Below are 16,321 nucleotides of genomic sequence, written 5' to 3' on the forward strand. Positions count from 1 at the left end.
GAACCGTAGTCCGCTTCACGGACACAGGGACTACCTGGAACCGTAGTGCGCGGCCCTTGCCCCGCCTATGGCGCAGGCCTCCTCCGGGACGTGGCCTTGACCACAGCGACGGGCGCCGCGGGCGAGGCCGGCCGGAGGAGGCCCTGGTCTCGGGGGGGGGCGGGAGGGGTCAGGCCTCCCCGGGGAACCGTTCCCAGACGCGGTGCGCGCCCAGGAGGCGGGTGATCTGCTCCAGCGTGGCGGTGCCGCTGTCGGCGACGATCACGCCGGGCGCGTCGGTGGGCACGCCCGCCGCCTCCAGCGCGGCCTCGGCTCCCTTCCAGGCGCCGATCGCCTTGCCGTGCCGGAAGGCCTCGGACAGCAGCAGGCCGACCCGGGGGTCATGGGTCGCCTGCTGCACGGAGGCCAGGGGGGACTTCGCGTCACGGGCGCCGTAGGCGTCGGCGCCCACGCCCGGTGTCCCGGACAGCAGCACGGCGTCGAACTCGACGGACCGCGCGGTGGCGTAGGTGCGCTGCACGGACAGCGGGTCGGCGCCGTCACCGAGCACGCCGCCGGTCGGTGCGACGACGAGGGGCACCATGCCGCCGGCGAGCACGGCCTCGCGCACGGCCCGTACGCCGTCCAGGTCGCCGTCCGGACCGGCGATGATCCCGATCACCCTGCCGTCCGTGGGCCAGGTCCGGCCGACCTGCGACAGCGCGGGGCTGGGCGCGACGTCGGCGAAGGGCACCGTCGCCTCGGGCGCGGGCAGGCCGAGCCCGGCGGCGACCTCGGCGCACAGTTCGGGGTCGATGTTGGCCAGCACCTGCAGCCCGCGCTCCTTGACGGCCTGCTCGTAGCACTTGCCCAGCTCGAAGGTGTAGGCGCCGATGATGTGCTCGCGCTCGACCGGGGTCATGCTGAGCCAGAACCGGCGGGGCTGGCTGAAGTGGTCCGCGAACGTCTCGGGCGCCTCCCGGACCTTCTTCGCCTCCGGGATGCGCACGGGAGTCTCGATGTACGCTCCCGTGTCGGCCCCCGCGGTGAACGGGCAGCCGCCGTCGAGTGAGTTGGGCCGGTAGGGCGCGACGCCGCGGTGCACGGCCGTCTGGTGGAGGCCGTCGCGCAGCATGTCGTTGACGGGCGCGTGCGGGCGGTTGATCGGGATCTGTGCGAAGTTGGGGCCGCCGAGCCGGGTGATCTGGGTGTCCAGGTAGGAGAAGAGCCGCCCGGACAGCAGCGGGTCGTCGGTGATGTCGATGCCGGGGACGAGGTGGCCGGGGTGGAAGGCGACCTGCTCGGTCTCGGCGAAGAAGTTCGACGGGTTACGGTTGAGGACGAGCCGTCCGACGGGCTGCACGGGGGCGAGTTCCTCGGGGACGATGTTCGTCGGGTCCAGCAGGTCGATGCCCTCGAAGGTCTGCTCCGGGGTGTCGGGGAAGGTCTGGATGCCCAGCTCCCACTCGGGAAAGGCGCCCGCCTCGATGGCGTCGGCCAGGTCACGGCGGTGGAAGTCCGGGTCGACACCGCCCACGATCTGGGCCTCCTCCCACACCAGGGAGTGCACGCCCAGCTTGGGCTTCCAGTGCCACTTCACCAGCGTGGTGCGTCCCTCGGCGTCGACCAGGCGGAAGGTGTGGATGCCGAAGCCCTCCATCATGCGGAACGAACGCGGGATGCCCCGGTCCGACATGTTCCACAGGACGTGGTGGGTGGCCTCGGTGTGCAGGGTGACGAAGTCCCAGTGGGTGTCGTGGGCGCTCTGCGCCTGCGGGATCTCCCGGTCGGGGTGCGGCTTGGCGGCGTGCACGATGTCGGGGAACTTGATGGCGTCCTGGATGAAGAACACCGGGATGTTGTTCCCGACCAGGTCGAAGACGCCCTCGCTGGTGTAGAACTTGGTCGCGAACCCGCGCGTGTCACGCACGGTGTCGGCGGAGCCGCGCGACCCGAGCACCGTGGAGAACCGTACGAAGACCGGCGTCTCGACGTCCTTGGCGAGGAAGGCGGCCTTGGTCACCGAGGTCGCCGTGCCGTAGCTGGTGAAGACGCCGTGCGCCGCCGCGCCGCGGGCGTGCACCACGCGCTCCGGGATGCGCTCGTGGTCGAAGTGCATCACCTTCTCGCGCAGGTGGTGGTCCTGGAGCAGTACGGGGCCGCGCGGACCCGCCTTGAGCGAGTGGTCGGTGTCGTAGAGCCGCGCCCCCTGCGCGGTGGTCAGGTAGCTCCCGCTCTGCGCCATACGGGCGCGGTCCGCACCGGTCGGCTGTCCGGTGGGCGAGACGGTGTCGGGTCCGCTCTGGTCGGGCTTGGGCGGCAGCGGGCCGCGCGGCTGCGTGGGCTCGACGACGGAGGGGGACTCGGATCCCGGCTTTCCCGGGATGCCCTCCTCAGGCCCCGCGCCGTCGCCCTGGAGTGCGTCGGCCACCTTGTGGGCTGCCTGCTTGATGGGGTTGGCCTCGCTCATGCGTACCGTTCCTCCACTCCTGGCCGTCACCACGGTGCGTGTGCTGCGGCCCTCTGCTCTCCGATTGCCGGTCGCCCCGACGGGGTCGTCGCCTCCGGCCGGTGCCGGTCCTGCCGTGCCACCCGAAAGATTCGGGCAAACACCCCTTAACGGGCATCGACCCTGTCAATCTCTCACGGCACGGAGGACGGCGCACGGGACCCGTCACGGCGGGGTGACCCTCCGGCCACACCGCGTACCCAGGCAGCGCCTCTCAAGCCCTGCGGAAATGGCCCCGGCCGAAGGGAGCCGCCCGGGACACGCCCGACGCGTGGCCCCAGCGCCGCCATGCCGCCGGGACGCGAGCATCCCGGCCGAGCCCCGCTGTGTCGGGACGGGTGCGCCGGGTACCCGACCGGGCATCAGAAGGGCACCGGAACAGGCGGACGACCCGCGGGGCCGGGGCCGAGCCGGGGCGGCCGCCCCGGCCGGGCACCGCCGGCCGGGGCGGCCGACCGGTTCCCGGCGGCCGTGAGTGCGGCGGAGGGAGCGGTCATGGCAGGGGACGGAGGCGGGACGGCCCCGGCGCGGCGGGCCGGACCGCCGGGTCTTCGTCTGGCGGCGGGCGGTGCGGGGCGACCCGCGCACCCCCCACCACGGACGCCGCAGGAGCGGGAGCAACTCCCCCGGGACCGCAACCAGGCGATCCTGGAGGCGGCCAAGCAGGTGGGGGCCCTCCTCAAACGGAAGGGGCACCCCTTCGCGCTGGCGGGCAGCGTGGCCGTGTACGCGCACGGCGGGAGCGAGAACCTGCAGCACGACGCCGACTTCTGCGTCCTGCCCGAGGACGCCCGGGCGGTGGCGGCCACCCTGCGGGAGAACGGCCTCACCGTCTACGAGCCGCCGGAGGACTGGCTCATCAAGGCCACCTGCTTCGACCAGGACATCGACGTGATCTTCGTCCTCGCCCACCAGCCCGTCTCCCGGGAGATGCTCGGCCGGGCCGAGGAACTGCCGGTGGACTCCGTACGCATGCCCGTCCTGGCCCCGACCGACCTGCTGTGGAGTCTGATCGCCGCCTTCTCCGAGCACCACTGCGACTTCGGCGCCGTGCTCCCCATCGCGCGCGCCCTGCGGGAGAAGGTCGACTGGGAGCGGGTCCGGCGTGCCTGCGGGGACGACCCCATGCCGGCCTCCTTCTTCTTCCTGCTCGAACGGATGAACGTCATCGCCCCGCGGAGGGCGCCGAGGGAGCGGTCATGAACCACCACGGCGGAGAGCGGACGTCCGGCCCTCCCGCGTGCGGGGACAACCTGGAGTACCGCGTCGCCCACCTCAGGGAGCGCATCGCCGGCGGCCCGCTCGGCGAACTGGGGGTACGGCTGGAGGTGCGCGGCGAGAGCGTGCTGCTCACGGGAACGGTCCCCTCGGCGCACTGCCGCGAGGAGATCTGCGGCCTGGTCGACGCCGAGCTGGCCGGCCACCGGGTCCACTGCGACGTCGTCGTCGCCGACGCCTCCTCCCCCGACCACGCGGAGGACCTCGCATGATCCGGATCGCCGCCGTCGGGGACATCCACATGGCGCCCGAGACCCAGGGCACGCTCCGGCCCGCCTTCGAGACGCTGCCCGAGTGCGCCGACCTGCTGCTGCTGGCGGGCGACCTCACCCGGCACGGCACGCTCGAGGAGGCCCGGGTGGTGGCCGACGAGATCAAGGGCCTCGCGGTGCCGGTCGTGGCGGTCCTCGGCAACCACGACCACCACGACGACCGGCCCGAGGAGGTGGCCGCCGTCCTGGAGGACGCCGGCGCCGAGGTGCTGGAGGGGCGTGGGGTCGTCGTGGAGTGCGGCGGGGCCCGGGTCGGCGTCGCGGGGACCAAGGGGTTCGGCGGTGGCTTCCTCGGCCGCAGCGCGGGCGAGTTCGGCGAGCCGCTGATGAAGGAGTTCGTGCGGTGCAGCCGCCGCTGCGCCGACGGCCTGCGCGCGTCGCTCCAGCGGCTGGGCGAGCAGGGCTGCGACGTACGGATCGCCCTCACGCACTACTCGCCCGTCCCGGAGACGCTCGCCGGTGAGCCCCTGGAGATCTACCCGTTCCTAGGCAGCTACCTGCTGGCCGAGGCCGTCGACACGGCCGGCGCCGACCTGGCCGTGCACGGCCACGCGCACGCCGGTACGGAGAACGGCATGACCAGCGGCGGCGTCCGCGTGCGCAACGTCGCGCAGCCGGTCATCGGACGCGCGTTCCACGTGTACCACCTGCACGGCGCCGATGCCGGAGAAGCCTGAGCAGCAGGGCCGTGACCGCGCCGGCCGCCCGCACACACGGGCGGCCGGAGCCCAAGCGAGCGCCGGAGCGCACACGAGTGCCGGAGCACACACGAGCGCCGGAGCCCACGCGGGCGGCCGGGCACACGCGAGCGCCGGGCCACACCTGGGCACCGCTGCCCGTCCGCGGCCGATTCCGTACCCTGGGGCCGTGCACATCTGTTTCGTCTGCAGCGGGAACATCTGCCGATCCCCCTCCGCCGCGCTGGTGTTCGCGGAGCACCTGCGCCGGGCGCGCCTCGACGGCGAGGTGCGGGTCAGCAGTGCCGGCATCGGCCCCTGGCACGCCGGGGAAGCCATCGACGCGCGGGCCGGCGAGGTGCTGGCCCGGCACGGCTACCCGGTCGAACACGTGGCCGCGCAGGTCGGCGCCGAGCACCTGGACGCCGACCTGTTCCTGGCCATGGACCGCGGCCACGAGAAGGCGCTGCGCCGTCTCGTCGAGGACCCGTCCCGGGTCCGGATGCTGCGCTCGTTCGACCCGGGCGCGACCGGTGACCTCGACGTCCCCGATCCGTACTACGGCGGCCCGGAAGGGTTCGACGAGGTGCTGGCGATGATCGAGTCCGCGGTGCCCGGCCTGCTCGCCTGGACGCGGGAGCGCCTGGGGCCGTGACCAGCCGTCCCAGGGGTGCCGACGGTCCCGCTGCTGCCGCGGCCCGCCTGACCGGGTGCCGCGCGACCGGCGAACGCCCGGTGACCGCAGCGCTCACCGAGGTGACCCTGGACGACGGCCGGGTGGTGGTGGTCAAGCACGGTGACGACCCCGGTGCCGTACGCGCCGAGGCGGCGGGCCTGCGCTGGCTCGCCGACGCAGGCGCCGTACGGATCCCCGCGGTGCACGGCCACGACCGGCGGTGGCTGGTGAGCGACCGGATCGCCCCGGGCCCGCCGAGCGCCCGCGGCGCGGCGCGGTTCGGCCGCGACCTCGCCGCCCTGCACGCCGCGGGCGCACCCGCGTTCGGAGCGCCGCCGCCCGGCGGCCCCGAGGACGCCCGTATCGGACGCGCGCCCCTGCGCAACGTCCCGGGCGCCGACTGGCCGGCCTGGTACGCCGAGCACCGGGTGCTGCCCTACCTGCGCCGTGCCGTCGACGACGGCGCGCTGCGCCCCGCCGGGGCGGCGGTGATCGAGGACGTCCTGGACCGCCTGCCCGAGCTGGCGGGCCCCGCGGAACCGCCGGCGCGGCTGCACGGCGACCTGTGGAACGGCAACGTCCTGTGGGACTCGCAGGGTGAGGTCTGGCTGATCGACCCGGCCGCGCACGGCGGGCACCGGGAGACCGACCTGGCCATGCTTCACCTGTTCGGCTGTCCGCACCTGGACCGGATCCTGGACGCCTACCGGGAGAGGGCGCCCCTCGCCGACGGCTGGAGCGGGCGCGTAGGCATCCACCAGCTGTTTCCCCTGCTGGTGCACGCGGTGCTGTTCGGCGGCGGGTACGGCGAACAGGCGGTCGAGGCGGCCCGTACGGCCGGAAGCTGACGGCCACAGGGGCCTTAAGCGCGGGGAGCGTCCGTGAGTGGCCGGGAGCGGCCGGAAGCTGACGGTCATGGGCCCGGAAGCGGCCGGGACGGTCCGGGAGCGGCCGGGAGCGGCCGATACCGCCGACGTGGCGAATCTCGCTCCGGGCGGATGGCCCGTTTGCCATCGCCACGGGTGAGCAGGCGGTCTCCTGGACGCCTGTGTGCCGGCAGAGAGGAGCCCTCATGGCGGGCAATGGAGACGAGCTCCGGGAGAACGACGCCGATCGCGGTGCCGTCAGACGCCATCGCCTGTTGTTCCGGGCCGCGGAACGCCGCAGGAACCCCCCGCTGCGGCGGACCGACATCACCGTCACCGACGAGCGTGCGGTACGGCGCGCGGTGAAGGCCGCCTCCCTGGGCAACGCCATGGAGTGGTTCGACTTCGGCATCTACAGCTACCTGGCCGTCACCATCGGTCACGTGTTCTTCCCGTCCGGGAACGCCACGGTCGAGCTGCTGTCGTCGTTCGCGACCTTCGCCGTGTCGTTCCTGGTGCGTCCGCTCGGCGGCATGGTGTTCGGCCCGATGGGCGACAAGATCGGCCGCAAGACCGTGCTCGCCATGACCATGATCATGATGGCGATCGGGACGTTCGCCATCGGCCTGATCCCGTCGTACGCCGCGATCGGCTTCTGGGCCCCGGCGCTGCTGATCTTCTTCCGGCTGGTGCAGGGCTTCTCCACCGGCGGGGAGTACGGCGGTGCCTCCACGTTCATCGCCGAGTACGCGCCCGACCGGCGGCGGGGGTTCTTCGGGAGCTTCCTGGAGCTGGGCACGCTCGCCGGGTACGTCGGCGCGTCGGGCCTGGTGACGCTGCTGACCACGTTCCTCGGCAGCGACGGGATGGAGTCCTGGGGGTGGCGCGTGCCGTTCCTGGTGGCCGGTCCCATCGGGCTGGTCGGCCTGTACCTGCGGCTGCGGCTGGACGAGACGCCCGCGTTCCAGAAGCTGGGGGACGCCTCCGTGCACCGGGCGTCCGAGGCGGCGTCCGCGGTGGAGACGACCGCCAAGGGGGATCTCGCCAAGATCTTCCGCCAGTACTGGCCGTCCCTCCTGCTGTGCGTCTGCCTGGTCGGCGCCTACAACATCACCGACTACATGCTCCTGTCGTACATGCCCACCTATCTGTCGGACGAGCTGGGCTACTCCGAGACGAACGGCCTGCTGGTCCTGATCGGCACCATGGTGGTGCTGATGCTGCTGATCAACCAGGTGGGCAGGCTCTCCGACCGGATCGGCCGCAAGCCCGTCCTCATGACCGGCATGCTGGGCTTCCTGCTGCTGTCGGTGCCGGCGTTCCTGCTGATCGGACAGGGCGGCACGGTGTCGGTGACGGTGGGGATGCTGATGCTGGGGCTGTCCCTGGTGTGCATGCTCGGGACGATGTCGGCGGCGCTGCCCGCCCTGTTCCCGACCGAGGTGCGCTACGGCTCCCTGTCCATCGGGTACAACCTGGCCACCTCGCTCTTCGGCGGGACGACCCCGCTGGTGATCACCGCGCTGATCTCGGTCAGCGGCAGCCGGCTGATGCCCGCCTACTACGCCATGGCCGCGGCGCTGGTCGGCGTGGTCTCCGTGGTGTGCATGAAGGAGACCGCGCGCCGGCCGCTGGCGGGGTCCCCGCCCGCCGTGGCGACCGCGGAGGAGGCGGCGCAGATGGTGGAGAGCCAGGCGCCCGCTCCCAGGTTCTGAACCGCCGGACCGGAAGCCGCGCGACCGCACCGCCGCGGGCCGTTGCTCCCGGACCCGCCGGCGCGCGGATCCGGGAGCATTGCTCACAGGTGCGGCCGGTGCCCCCGCTCCTGGTGGGGGAAGCTCTGGTCGGCGCCGGCCAGTGTGGCCTGGGCAGCGTGGCCACCTCTTCCCTGGCCTTCTCCGGCTGCTCCGCCGTGTCGTGCGGCAGCCGGGGCGGGCGCGGGCGGCTGCGGGAGAGACGGAAGGGGGAGGTGAAGTCGCCGAACGTCTCGCGCCGCCGGATGCTGATGTTCGGTTCCTCGACGCCGGTGAAGACCACGAAGTCCGCGCCGGCGGCCGCCGAAGCCGCGTACCCCCTTGAGGGTTGCGAAGTAGTGGTCGAAGGACCGGTTCTCCTGCATCAGCAGGACGACGTGCTCGATGTCGCGCAGGGAGCCGTGCCGGGGCGGCTCGGCGGCGACGGCCTTCTGGACGCTCGGTGGGAGGAGGGAGAGCGTCGCGGCGCCGCCCAGCGCGCCGGCGGCCGAACCCAGGAGTCTGCGGCCCGCCCCGGGGGTGGACGGGCCGCCGACCCCTGTCTGCCCCCTGCGGCGGGGGGAGATTGGGGCAGCGGGTGAACAAGTGACCAACGGGTGCACAGCAGTTGACCAAGCCGTGGCCCACGCCGGCGCGGCGCCACCGGGCTCGCGGCCCACGGCTCCGGAGCGCCCGCCCCCAGGGGGCCCGCGCGTCGTGAGCGGCCGGACGTCATCCGGGTTGCCTCGCAAATGTCCCGGTTTCGTCACCAAGTGGCACTGTCGTCACAGACGTTGCCTTCACGGCTGTCGTCCGTGCTAGGAAATACGTCGTCACTGACCGGCGGGTCGCCCGAGGGGGGCTCGCGGGTCATGTCGTACCGGCCCGCGAGGGCCGCAGGGGGAAGAGGTAGCACCGCAATGAACCGCACACGCACGGCCGTCGCGGCCCTGGTCACCACCGGCGTCCTCACCACCGCCCAGCTGGGACTGGCGGGTGCCGCCTCGGCGGCGACCGCCACCCCGCAGAGCTCGGGGTGCCCGGTCGACATCGTCTACCCGAGCCGGTTCTACGTGGACCACAACGGCTGGGTGACGGGCGGCGGCCTGTACTTCGGCGTCAGGAGCAGGACCAGCCGCAGCTACAAGAACGTCACCTTCACCGTGACCGACGTCCGCAACCTCCGCTTCGGTTCGGCGACGGCCAAGGGCGGCCGGATCAGCCACAGGACGTCGAAGACCGTGTCCGTCTCCGCGCGGACCTTCAAGGGAAAGGCGAACCTCGGCTTCAAGGTCCGCACCCACCTGCTCAACACCCGCAACTACAAGCTGAAGTTCACCCTGCACGGTTCCGGCTGGCGGTGCGCCGTCGGCCAGGGCACCTGGGGGTCCTGATCCCGGCCGCGCCCATGCGGCTGTGAGCCGTCCCACCGGTGCCCCGGCCCCCGGCCGGGGCACCGGCATGCCATGATCGCGTTACGCCTTGCGACGGCGGACGAGAGGTACGCTGCGAAGGCCGGAATCCCTGGGCACGACACCCCCCGGGAGCGGCACACGCGGCCGGGAGAAGGGTGGTGTGCAGGGATGGACTGGCGCGACTTCGCCGAACAGATGGCCGACCTCGCCCGGCGTCTGCTGGCCCAGGACTCCCCGGCGGCGACGCTCGACGAGATCGCCTCCGCCGCGGTCGAACTCATCGACGGGTGCGAAGCCGCGGGGATCCTGGCCGTGCGCAAGGGGCGCGCCGTGAGCCTGGCCGTGACCGGGCAGATGGTCGAGGAGTCCGACCGCCTGCAGGGCGAGCTCGGGGAGGGACCCTGCTTCGACGCCGCCCGCCGGGTCAATGGCGACCGGGTCTTCCGCATCCCCGACCTCGGCGCCCCGCAGCCCGACTGGCCGCGGTACGCGCCGGCCGCCAGGGAACTGGGCATCGGCAGCATGATGGGCTTCCTGCTGTACACCGACGACCAGGACTTCGGAGCGCTGGACTGCTACTCCAGCCGCCCCGGCGCCTTCACCCAGGAGAGCGAGACGGCCGGCTGGCTGCTCGCCTCGCACGCCGCCGTCGCCCTGGCCGGCGCCCGCACCGTCGACCAGTTGGAACACGCGCTGGAGACCCGGCACGCCATCGGCGAGGCCATGGGCATACTCCGCGAGCGGCACCGGCTCAGCGAGGAGGACGCGTTCGCCGTGCTGCGCCGCATCTCCCAGCACCACAACGTAAAACTCCGCGACGTCGCCCAGAACATCCGCCAGAAGGCCCCCCACAAGCCCTGACCACGGCCGGCCACGTACTCGGCCCACGGCCCGGCCACATGCTCGGCCCACGGCCCGGCCGCAAGCCCGAGCCCCGGACAGGCCCGGCCTGGCCCCCGCCCGCACCGCGCCGCCGCCGGGCCGGGCAGGGTCGGCCCGCACCACCCGGACGGCCGTACCGGTGAGCCGGACGGCGGGCCCCGCCGGCACCGCACCGCCGCCGCGGGGTGCCGCGCCCGTCGGCCCGGTGGACGCCGCCCGGCGCGCGGCGCGCCGCCGCCGCGCGCGAGGGGGCGCCGAACGGACAGCGCGCGGTGCCGGCGAACGGCCCCCGGGCGCCGGGGGTGACGGGCCTCGCAACGAGGGGCCCGGCAGTGTAGACATGGCACATGGTCCGACTCCCGGGTCGAGCCGGTACCCGGTCGACCCGCCGTTTCGGCGGTCAGCGCCTCCAGCCGGCGCCCGGCCCCGCTCGCCGAGCGCGTGAGCGCGCCGAGCGGAGCCGGGCCGCGGGCGGCTGGTTCGCGCGGCTGCGGGCGGCCATGCGCGGCCGCAGCGTCGCCGGACAGGTGTTCGTGCTCCAGGTCGTCGTGGTGCTGCTGCTGGTCGTGGCCGCGGTGGTCGCCCTGGTGCTCCAGGTGCAGCACGACAGCACGCAGGAGGCCCGCAACCGGTCGCTGGCGGTCGCCGAGACGTTCGCCAACGCGCCGGGGACCAGCGCCGCGCTCACCGGCCCGAACCCGACGGCCGTACTCCAACCGCAGGCCGAGGCGGCCCGCAAGGCGGCGCACGTCGACTTCATCGTCGTGATGAACACCGCCGGGATCCGCTACACGCACCCCGTGCCGGGCCGGATCGGCCAGAAGTTCGTGGGCGCCATCGAACCGGCGCTGCACGGACGGCCCGTCGTGGAGGAGGTCAACGGGACCATCGGGCGGCTGGTGCAGGCGGTCGTACCCGTCAGGGCGCCCGACGGCAGGGTCGTGGGGCTGGTCGCGGCCGGCATCACCACGCACAACGCGGGGGGTCTGGCGGACCGGCAGCTTCCCGTGGTGCTGGGCGCCGCTGCCGTCGGCGTCGCCCTGGCCACCGCGGGAACGGCACTGGTCAGCAGGCGGCTGCTGCGCCAGACGCACGGGCTGGGCCCGGGCGAGATGACCCGGATGTACGAGCACCACGACGCGGTGCTGCACTCGGTCCGGGAAGGCGTGATCATCGTCGGCGGCGAGGGCCGGCTGCTCCTCGCCAACGACGAGGCGCACCGCCTGCTCGGCCTGCCCGCGGACGCGGAGGGCCGCGGGGTGCTCGACCTGGGTCTCGATCAGGGCACGGCGGAGCTGCTGGCGTCCGGGCGGATCGCCACCGACGAGGTGCGCCTGGTCGGCGACCGGCTGCTGGCGGTCAACCAGCGGCCCACCGACCTGGAGGGCGGCCCGTCGGGCAGCGTGGCCACCCTGCGCGACTCCACGGAGCTGCGCGCCCTCTCCGGCCGCGCGGAGGTGGCCCGCGAGCGGCTGAGCCTGCTCTACGACGCCGGGGTGGGCGTGGGCACCACCCTGGACGTGACCCGGACGGCTCAGGAGCTGGTGCGGGTGGCCGTGCCCCGCTTCGCGGACTTCGTCACGGTGGACCTGTACGACGCCGTCCTGCGCGGTGAGGAGCCCGGCCAGGGCGGCCCGATGCGCCGTACGGCGTCCGGCGGCATCCGCGAGGACGCCCCCCTGTACCCGGTGGGCGCGCAGATCCGCTTCGTCGCCTCGTCCCCGCAGGCGCACGGCCTCAGCACCCGCCGCCCGGTCCTGGAGCCGCGCCTGGAGGCCGCCCCGGGCTGGCTGGCGCAGGACGTGGAACGCGCCGGGCGGGTGGTGCGGTACGGCATCCACTCGCTGATCACCGTCCCGGTACGGGCGGGCGCCGTCGTGCTGGGCCTGGTCGACTTCTGGCGCTCGGAGAAGGACGAGCCGTTCGACGCCGAGGAACTGGCCCTGGCGGAGGAACTGGTCGCCCGGGCCGCGGTCTCCATCGACAACGCCCGCCGCTACACGCGCGAGCACGGCATGGCGGTCACCCTGCAGCGCAGCCTGCTGCCCCGCAGCCTGCCCGAGCAGGGCGCCCTGGACATCGCCTACCGCTATCTGCCCGCGCAGGCGGGGGTGGGCGGGGACTGGTTCGACGTGCTGCCGCTGTCGGGAGCGCGGGTGGCGCTCGTGGTGGGGGACGTGGTCGGCCACGGGCTGCACGCCGCGGCCACCATGGGACGGCTGCGCACCGCGGTGCACAACTTCTCCTCCCTCGACCTGCCGCCCGACGAACTGCTCGGACTGCTGGACGAGATGGTCGACCGGATCGACCAGGACGAGACGGCCGACGGCACCGCCGCGCCCGTGATCGGGGCGACCTGCCTGTACGCGATCTACGATCCCGTCTCCCGGCGCTGCGTGATGGCCCGCGCGGGCCACCCGCCGCCGGCCGTGATCGCGCCGGACGGGGCGGTGACGTTCGCCGACGTGCCCGCCGGTCCCCCGCTCGGGCTCGGCGGCCTGCCGTTCGAGACGGCCGAACTGGAACTCGCCGAGGGCAGCCGTCTGGTCCTGTACACCGACGGGCTCGTCGAGGACCGGGCGCGGGACATCGACGTCGGCCTGGAGGAGTTGCGGGGCGCGCTGTCCTCGGCCGGCGAGTCGCCCGAGGAGACGTGCCGCGCGGTGCTGGACTCGCGGCTGCCCCTCCGGCCGGGTGACGACATCGCGCTGCTCGTCGCGCGGACCCGGGCGCTGCACGCCGACCGGGTCACCGAGTGGGAGGTGCCCGCGGATCCGGCGGCCGTCGCCGACGTACGGGCCTCGGTGAACCGGCGGCTGGCGCGGTGGGGGCTCGAGGAGGCGGCCTTCACCACGGAGCTGATCCTCAGTGAGCTGGTCACCAACGCGATCCGGTACGGCAGCGCTCCCATCCGGGTACGGATGCTGCGCGACACCGCCCTGATCTGCGAGGTCTTCGACAGCAGCAGCACCTCGCCGCATCTGCGGTACGCGGCGTCCACCGACGAGGGCGGCCGGGGGCTGTTCCTGGTCGCCCAGCTCGCGGACCGCTGGGGCACGCGCTACACGCCCACCGGGAAGGTCATCTGGGCCGAGCAGTCCCTGTCCTGAACCCGATGCGCCCCCTCGTTCGTTCCTACGAATTCTCCGCGCGGTGGGTGACTGCATGTTCGAGCTTCTGGTAGGAAACCTTCCTATCAGTTGGCCTGCGGGTCAACTCCCCTCCCCCCACTCGCACTTGGAGCCCCCGTGGTGCATCAGAACCCCGAAACGTCCAGGACGGCCGGCGCCTCCCGCCGCGCCGTCCTCACCCTCCTCCGCGCCTGGCTGGCCGCCGTGCCCCTGCTCGGCGCCGCACCCCACGCGATGGCGTCCCCGGCGGCGGCGCCCGGCCTGGACGACCCGGCGAAGAAGGAGATCGCCATGAAGCTGGTGTCGAGCGCGGAGAACTCCTCGCTCGACTGGAAGGCGCAGTACAAGTACATCGAGGACATCGGTGACGGCCGCGGCTACACCGCCGGCATCATCGGCTTCTGCTCCGGCACCGGCGACATGCTCGACCTGGTCCAGCTCTACACCGACCGCAGGCCCGGCAACGTGCTCGCCAAGTACCTGCCCGCCCTGCGCAAGGTCGACGGCAGCGACTCCCACGCCGGACTCGACCCGGACTTCACCAAGGACTGGCGCACGGCGGCCAAGGACACCGCGTTCCAGCAGGCCCAGAACGACGAGCGGGACCGCGTGTACTTCGACCCGGCCGTCGCGCAGGGCAAGGCGGACGGGCTGCGCGCGCTCGGCCAGTTCGCCTACTACGACGCCATCGTGATGCACGGCGACGGAGACGACCCGACGAGCTTCGGCAGCATACGCAAGCGGGCGCTGCGCAGCGCCGAGCCGCCGGCGCGGGGCGGCGACGAGGTGACGTACCTGAACGCGTTCCTGGACGCCCGGGTGTGGGCCATGAAGCAGGAGGAGGCGCACAGCGACACCAGCAGGGTCGACACCGAGCAGCGGGTCTTCCTGCGCAAGGGCAACCTCGACCTGAAGCCGCCGCTGGACTGGAAGGTGTACGGCGACTCGTACCACATCGGCTGACGCGCACCGGCGGGCCGCGGGACCCGGCAGCGGGACCCGCGGCCGTCAGCCCAGGGCGCGGTCGAGGTTGTAGGCGGCGCTGATCAGGGACAGGTGGGTGAAGGCCTGCGGGAAGTTGCCCTGCTGTTCGCCGGTGCGGCCGATCTCCTCCGCGTACAGGCCGAGGTGGTTGGCGTAGGTGAGCATCTTCTCGAAGGCGAGGCGGGCCTCGTCCAGGCGCCCCGCGCGGGTCAGGGCCTCGACGTACCAGAAGGAGCAGATCGAGAAGGTGCCCTCCTCGCCGCGCAGCCCGTCCGGGCTGGTGCGCGGGTCGTAGCGGTAGACGAGGGAGTCGGAGACCAGGTCCTCGGTGAGCGCGTCGAGGGTGGACAGCCACTTCGGGTCGGTCGGGGCGATGAACTTGGCCAGCGGCATCATGAGGACGGCGGCGTCCAGCACGTCGCCGCCCTCGTACTGGACGAACGCCTGGCGCCGCTCGGACCAGCCGCGGTCCATGACGCGGCGGTAGATCGTGTCGCGGGCGCGCTGCCAGCGCGCCAGGTCGGCGGGCAGCCCGCGGTGGTTGGCCAGCCGGACGGCGCGTTCGACCGAGACCCAGCACATCAGGCGCGAGTACAGGAAGTTCCGGCGTCCGCCGCGGGTCTCCCACACGCCCTCGTCGGGCTGGTCCCAGTTGTCGCAGACCCAGTCCACCAGCGCGCACACGTCGTCCCACTGGGCGCTGGAGATCGGCTCGGCCCACTTGTCGTAGAGGTAGATGGAGTCGATCAGGGCGCCGTAGATGTCGAGCTGGAGCTGGTCGGCGGCGGCGTTGCCGACGCGGACCGGGGCGGAGCCCTGGTGGCCCTGGAGATGGGGCAGTTCGTACTCGGGGAGTTCGGTCCGGCCGTCGATGCCGTACATGATCTGCAGCGGGCCGGTGGCCTTGCCGTCGCCCGGGCTGATGTGCCGGGTGAGGAACCGCATGAAGGCCGCGGCCTCGCCGCTGAAACCGAGGCGCAGCAGGGCGTAGACCGCGAACGCCGCGTCGCGCACCCAGACGTAGCGGTAGTCCCAGTTGCGTTCGCCCCCGATGCGTTCGGGCAGGCTGGTCGTGGGCGCGGCGACGATGGCGCCGGTCGGGGCGTAGGTGAGGAGTTTCAGGGTGAGCGCGGAGCGGTGGACCATCTCCCGCCAGCGGCCGCGGTAGCGGGACTGCGCGATCCAGCGCCGCCAGTACGCCACGGTGGCCGCGAACTGCTCCTCCGCCTCGGCCCGCGCGCACCGGCGCGGAGCCACCTCGCCGCCCACCTGGTCCAGGGCGAAGACCGCCGACTCGCCCTCGGTGAGCTTGAAGTCGGCGCGGACGTCCGGTCCCTCGGTCTCCAGGGGCACGGTGGCGGTGAGGGCGAGGGCGGAGGCCGCGGACTCGAACAGGGCCAGGTGGCCCTCGATGCGCACCGTGTGCGGGTCGGCGCCGTAGCGGAAGCGGGGGGCCACGCGCGCGCGGAAGGGGACGGTACCCCGCACGCACACCACGCGCCGGATCAGGCGGTGGCGTTCGGCGTCGCCGCCGTCGCCGCACACCGGCATGAAGTCCTGCACCTCGCCGACGCCGTCCTCGGTGAAGAACCGGGTGATCAGCACGTTGGTGTCGGGGAAGTAGAACTGCTTGGTGCGGGCTCCCTGGGCCGCGGCGAGTTCGAAGCAGCCGCCCCGCTCGGCGTCCAGTACGGCGGCGAAGACGCTGGGGGCGTCGAAGGAGGGGCAGCAGTACCAGTCGATCGTGCCGTCGGTGCCCACGAGGGCGACCGTGCGCAGGTCTCCGATCAGGCCGTGGTCGGCGATCGGCACGTACCGGCGCACGCCCGCCACCGGCGGCGGGCTCGGTGTGTCGGCCATCGCTGCGGCCTCCCTGTCCGGTCGCGCGGTTCCCGGGGCCGGCCGCTCCCGGACGGCTC

12 protein-coding genes and 1 pseudogene are annotated in these 16,321 nt (G+C 73.4%); 10 read left to right on the forward strand and 3 right to left on the reverse strand.

All coding sequences use genetic code 11. The annotated features are described in order from the left end of the window. Nucleotides 1-169: 169 nt before the first annotated feature. Nucleotides 170-2,449 (reverse strand): catalase, encoded by a 2,280-nt coding sequence (locus AB0G56_RS01010; protein ID WP_360961587.1) that lies wholly within the window; start codon nt 2,447-2,449, stop codon nt 170-172. 534 nt (nt 2,450-2,983) lie between these two features. Here AB0G56_RS01010 and AB0G56_RS01015 point away from each other — a divergent pair. The 6 genes from AB0G56_RS01015 to proP all read left to right on the forward strand — a co-directional run bounded on the left by AB0G56_RS01015 (nt 2,984) and on the right by proP (nt 7,972). Then, the gene (locus AB0G56_RS01015; RefSeq protein ID WP_360961590.1) at nt 2,984-3,691 is read left to right on the forward strand and encodes a nucleotidyltransferase family protein; all 708 of its coding nucleotides are present in this window, start codon (nt 2,984-2,986) and stop codon (nt 3,689-3,691) included. Continuing rightward, a complete protein-coding gene (locus tag AB0G56_RS01020; RefSeq protein WP_360961592.1) occupies nt 3,688-3,978 on the forward strand; it encodes a hypothetical protein in 291 nt (96 codons plus the stop codon). Before AB0G56_RS01015 ends, AB0G56_RS01020 begins: the two co-directional genes overlap by 4 nt. Next, the gene (locus AB0G56_RS01025) at nt 3,975-4,715 is read left to right on the forward strand and encodes a metallophosphoesterase (protein ID WP_360961595.1); all 741 of its coding nucleotides are present in this window, start codon (nt 3,975-3,977) and stop codon (nt 4,713-4,715) included. Before AB0G56_RS01020 ends, AB0G56_RS01025 begins: the two co-directional genes overlap by 4 nt. Nucleotides 4,716-4,905: 190 nt before the next feature. Further along, a complete protein-coding gene (locus AB0G56_RS01030; RefSeq protein WP_360961598.1) occupies nt 4,906-5,370 on the forward strand; it encodes a low molecular weight protein-tyrosine-phosphatase in 465 nt (154 codons plus the stop codon). Further along, a complete protein-coding gene (locus tag AB0G56_RS01035; RefSeq protein WP_360961601.1) occupies nt 5,367-6,239 on the forward strand; it encodes a fructosamine kinase family protein in 873 nt (290 codons plus the stop codon). Before AB0G56_RS01030 ends, AB0G56_RS01035 begins: the two co-directional genes overlap by 4 nt. A gap of 224 nt (nt 6,240-6,463) precedes the next feature. Then, nucleotides 6,464-7,972 carry a glycine betaine/L-proline transporter ProP gene (gene proP / locus AB0G56_RS01040; protein ID WP_360961604.1) on the forward strand — a complete coding sequence of 503 codons (1,509 nt, stop codon included), beginning with the start codon at nt 6,464-6,466 and terminating at the stop codon, nt 7,970-7,972. Between the two features lie 344 nt (nt 7,973-8,316). On the opposite strand, the pseudogene AB0G56_RS01045 reads toward proP, so the two are convergent. Further along, a pseudogene (locus AB0G56_RS01045) lies at nt 8,317-8,508 on the reverse strand (alkaline phosphatase family protein); the annotation flags it as partial. A gap of 402 nt (nt 8,509-8,910) precedes the next feature. Between AB0G56_RS01045 and AB0G56_RS01050 the strand changes: the two are divergent. From AB0G56_RS01050 to AB0G56_RS01065, 4 genes are all read left to right on the forward strand, one after another. Then, nucleotides 8,911-9,384, forward strand: coding sequence for a hypothetical protein (locus tag AB0G56_RS01050; RefSeq protein WP_360961607.1), 474 nt, complete (start codon nt 8,911-8,913; stop codon nt 9,382-9,384). Nucleotides 9,385-9,573: 189 nt separating this feature from the next. Next, complete coding sequence (locus AB0G56_RS01055) at nt 9,574-10,266, forward strand: GAF and ANTAR domain-containing protein (protein WP_360961610.1); 693 nt, start codon at nt 9,574-9,576, stop codon at nt 10,264-10,266. A 368-nt stretch (nt 10,267-10,634) separates the two neighbouring features. Further along, complete coding sequence (locus AB0G56_RS01060) at nt 10,635-13,397, forward strand: SpoIIE family protein phosphatase (protein WP_360961613.1); 2,763 nt, start codon at nt 10,635-10,637, stop codon at nt 13,395-13,397. A 138-nt stretch (nt 13,398-13,535) separates the two neighbouring features. After that, entirely contained in the window at nt 13,536-14,381 is an 846-nt protein-coding gene (locus tag AB0G56_RS01065) for a chitosanase (protein ID WP_360961616.1), read from the forward strand. A 45-nt stretch (nt 14,382-14,426) separates the two neighbouring features. Here AB0G56_RS01065 and AB0G56_RS01070 read toward each other — a convergent pair whose 3' ends face one another. Then, nucleotides 14,427-16,262 carry a glycoside hydrolase family 15 protein gene (locus tag AB0G56_RS01070; RefSeq protein ID WP_360961618.1) on the reverse strand — a complete coding sequence of 612 codons (1,836 nt, stop codon included), beginning with the start codon at nt 16,260-16,262 and terminating at the stop codon, nt 14,427-14,429. Nucleotides 16,263-16,321 lie beyond the last annotated feature (59 nt).

The organism is Streptomyces sp. NPDC021356, assembly GCF_040641015.1.
Classification (GTDB): Bacteria; Actinomycetota; Actinomycetes; order Streptomycetales; family Streptomycetaceae; genus Streptomyces.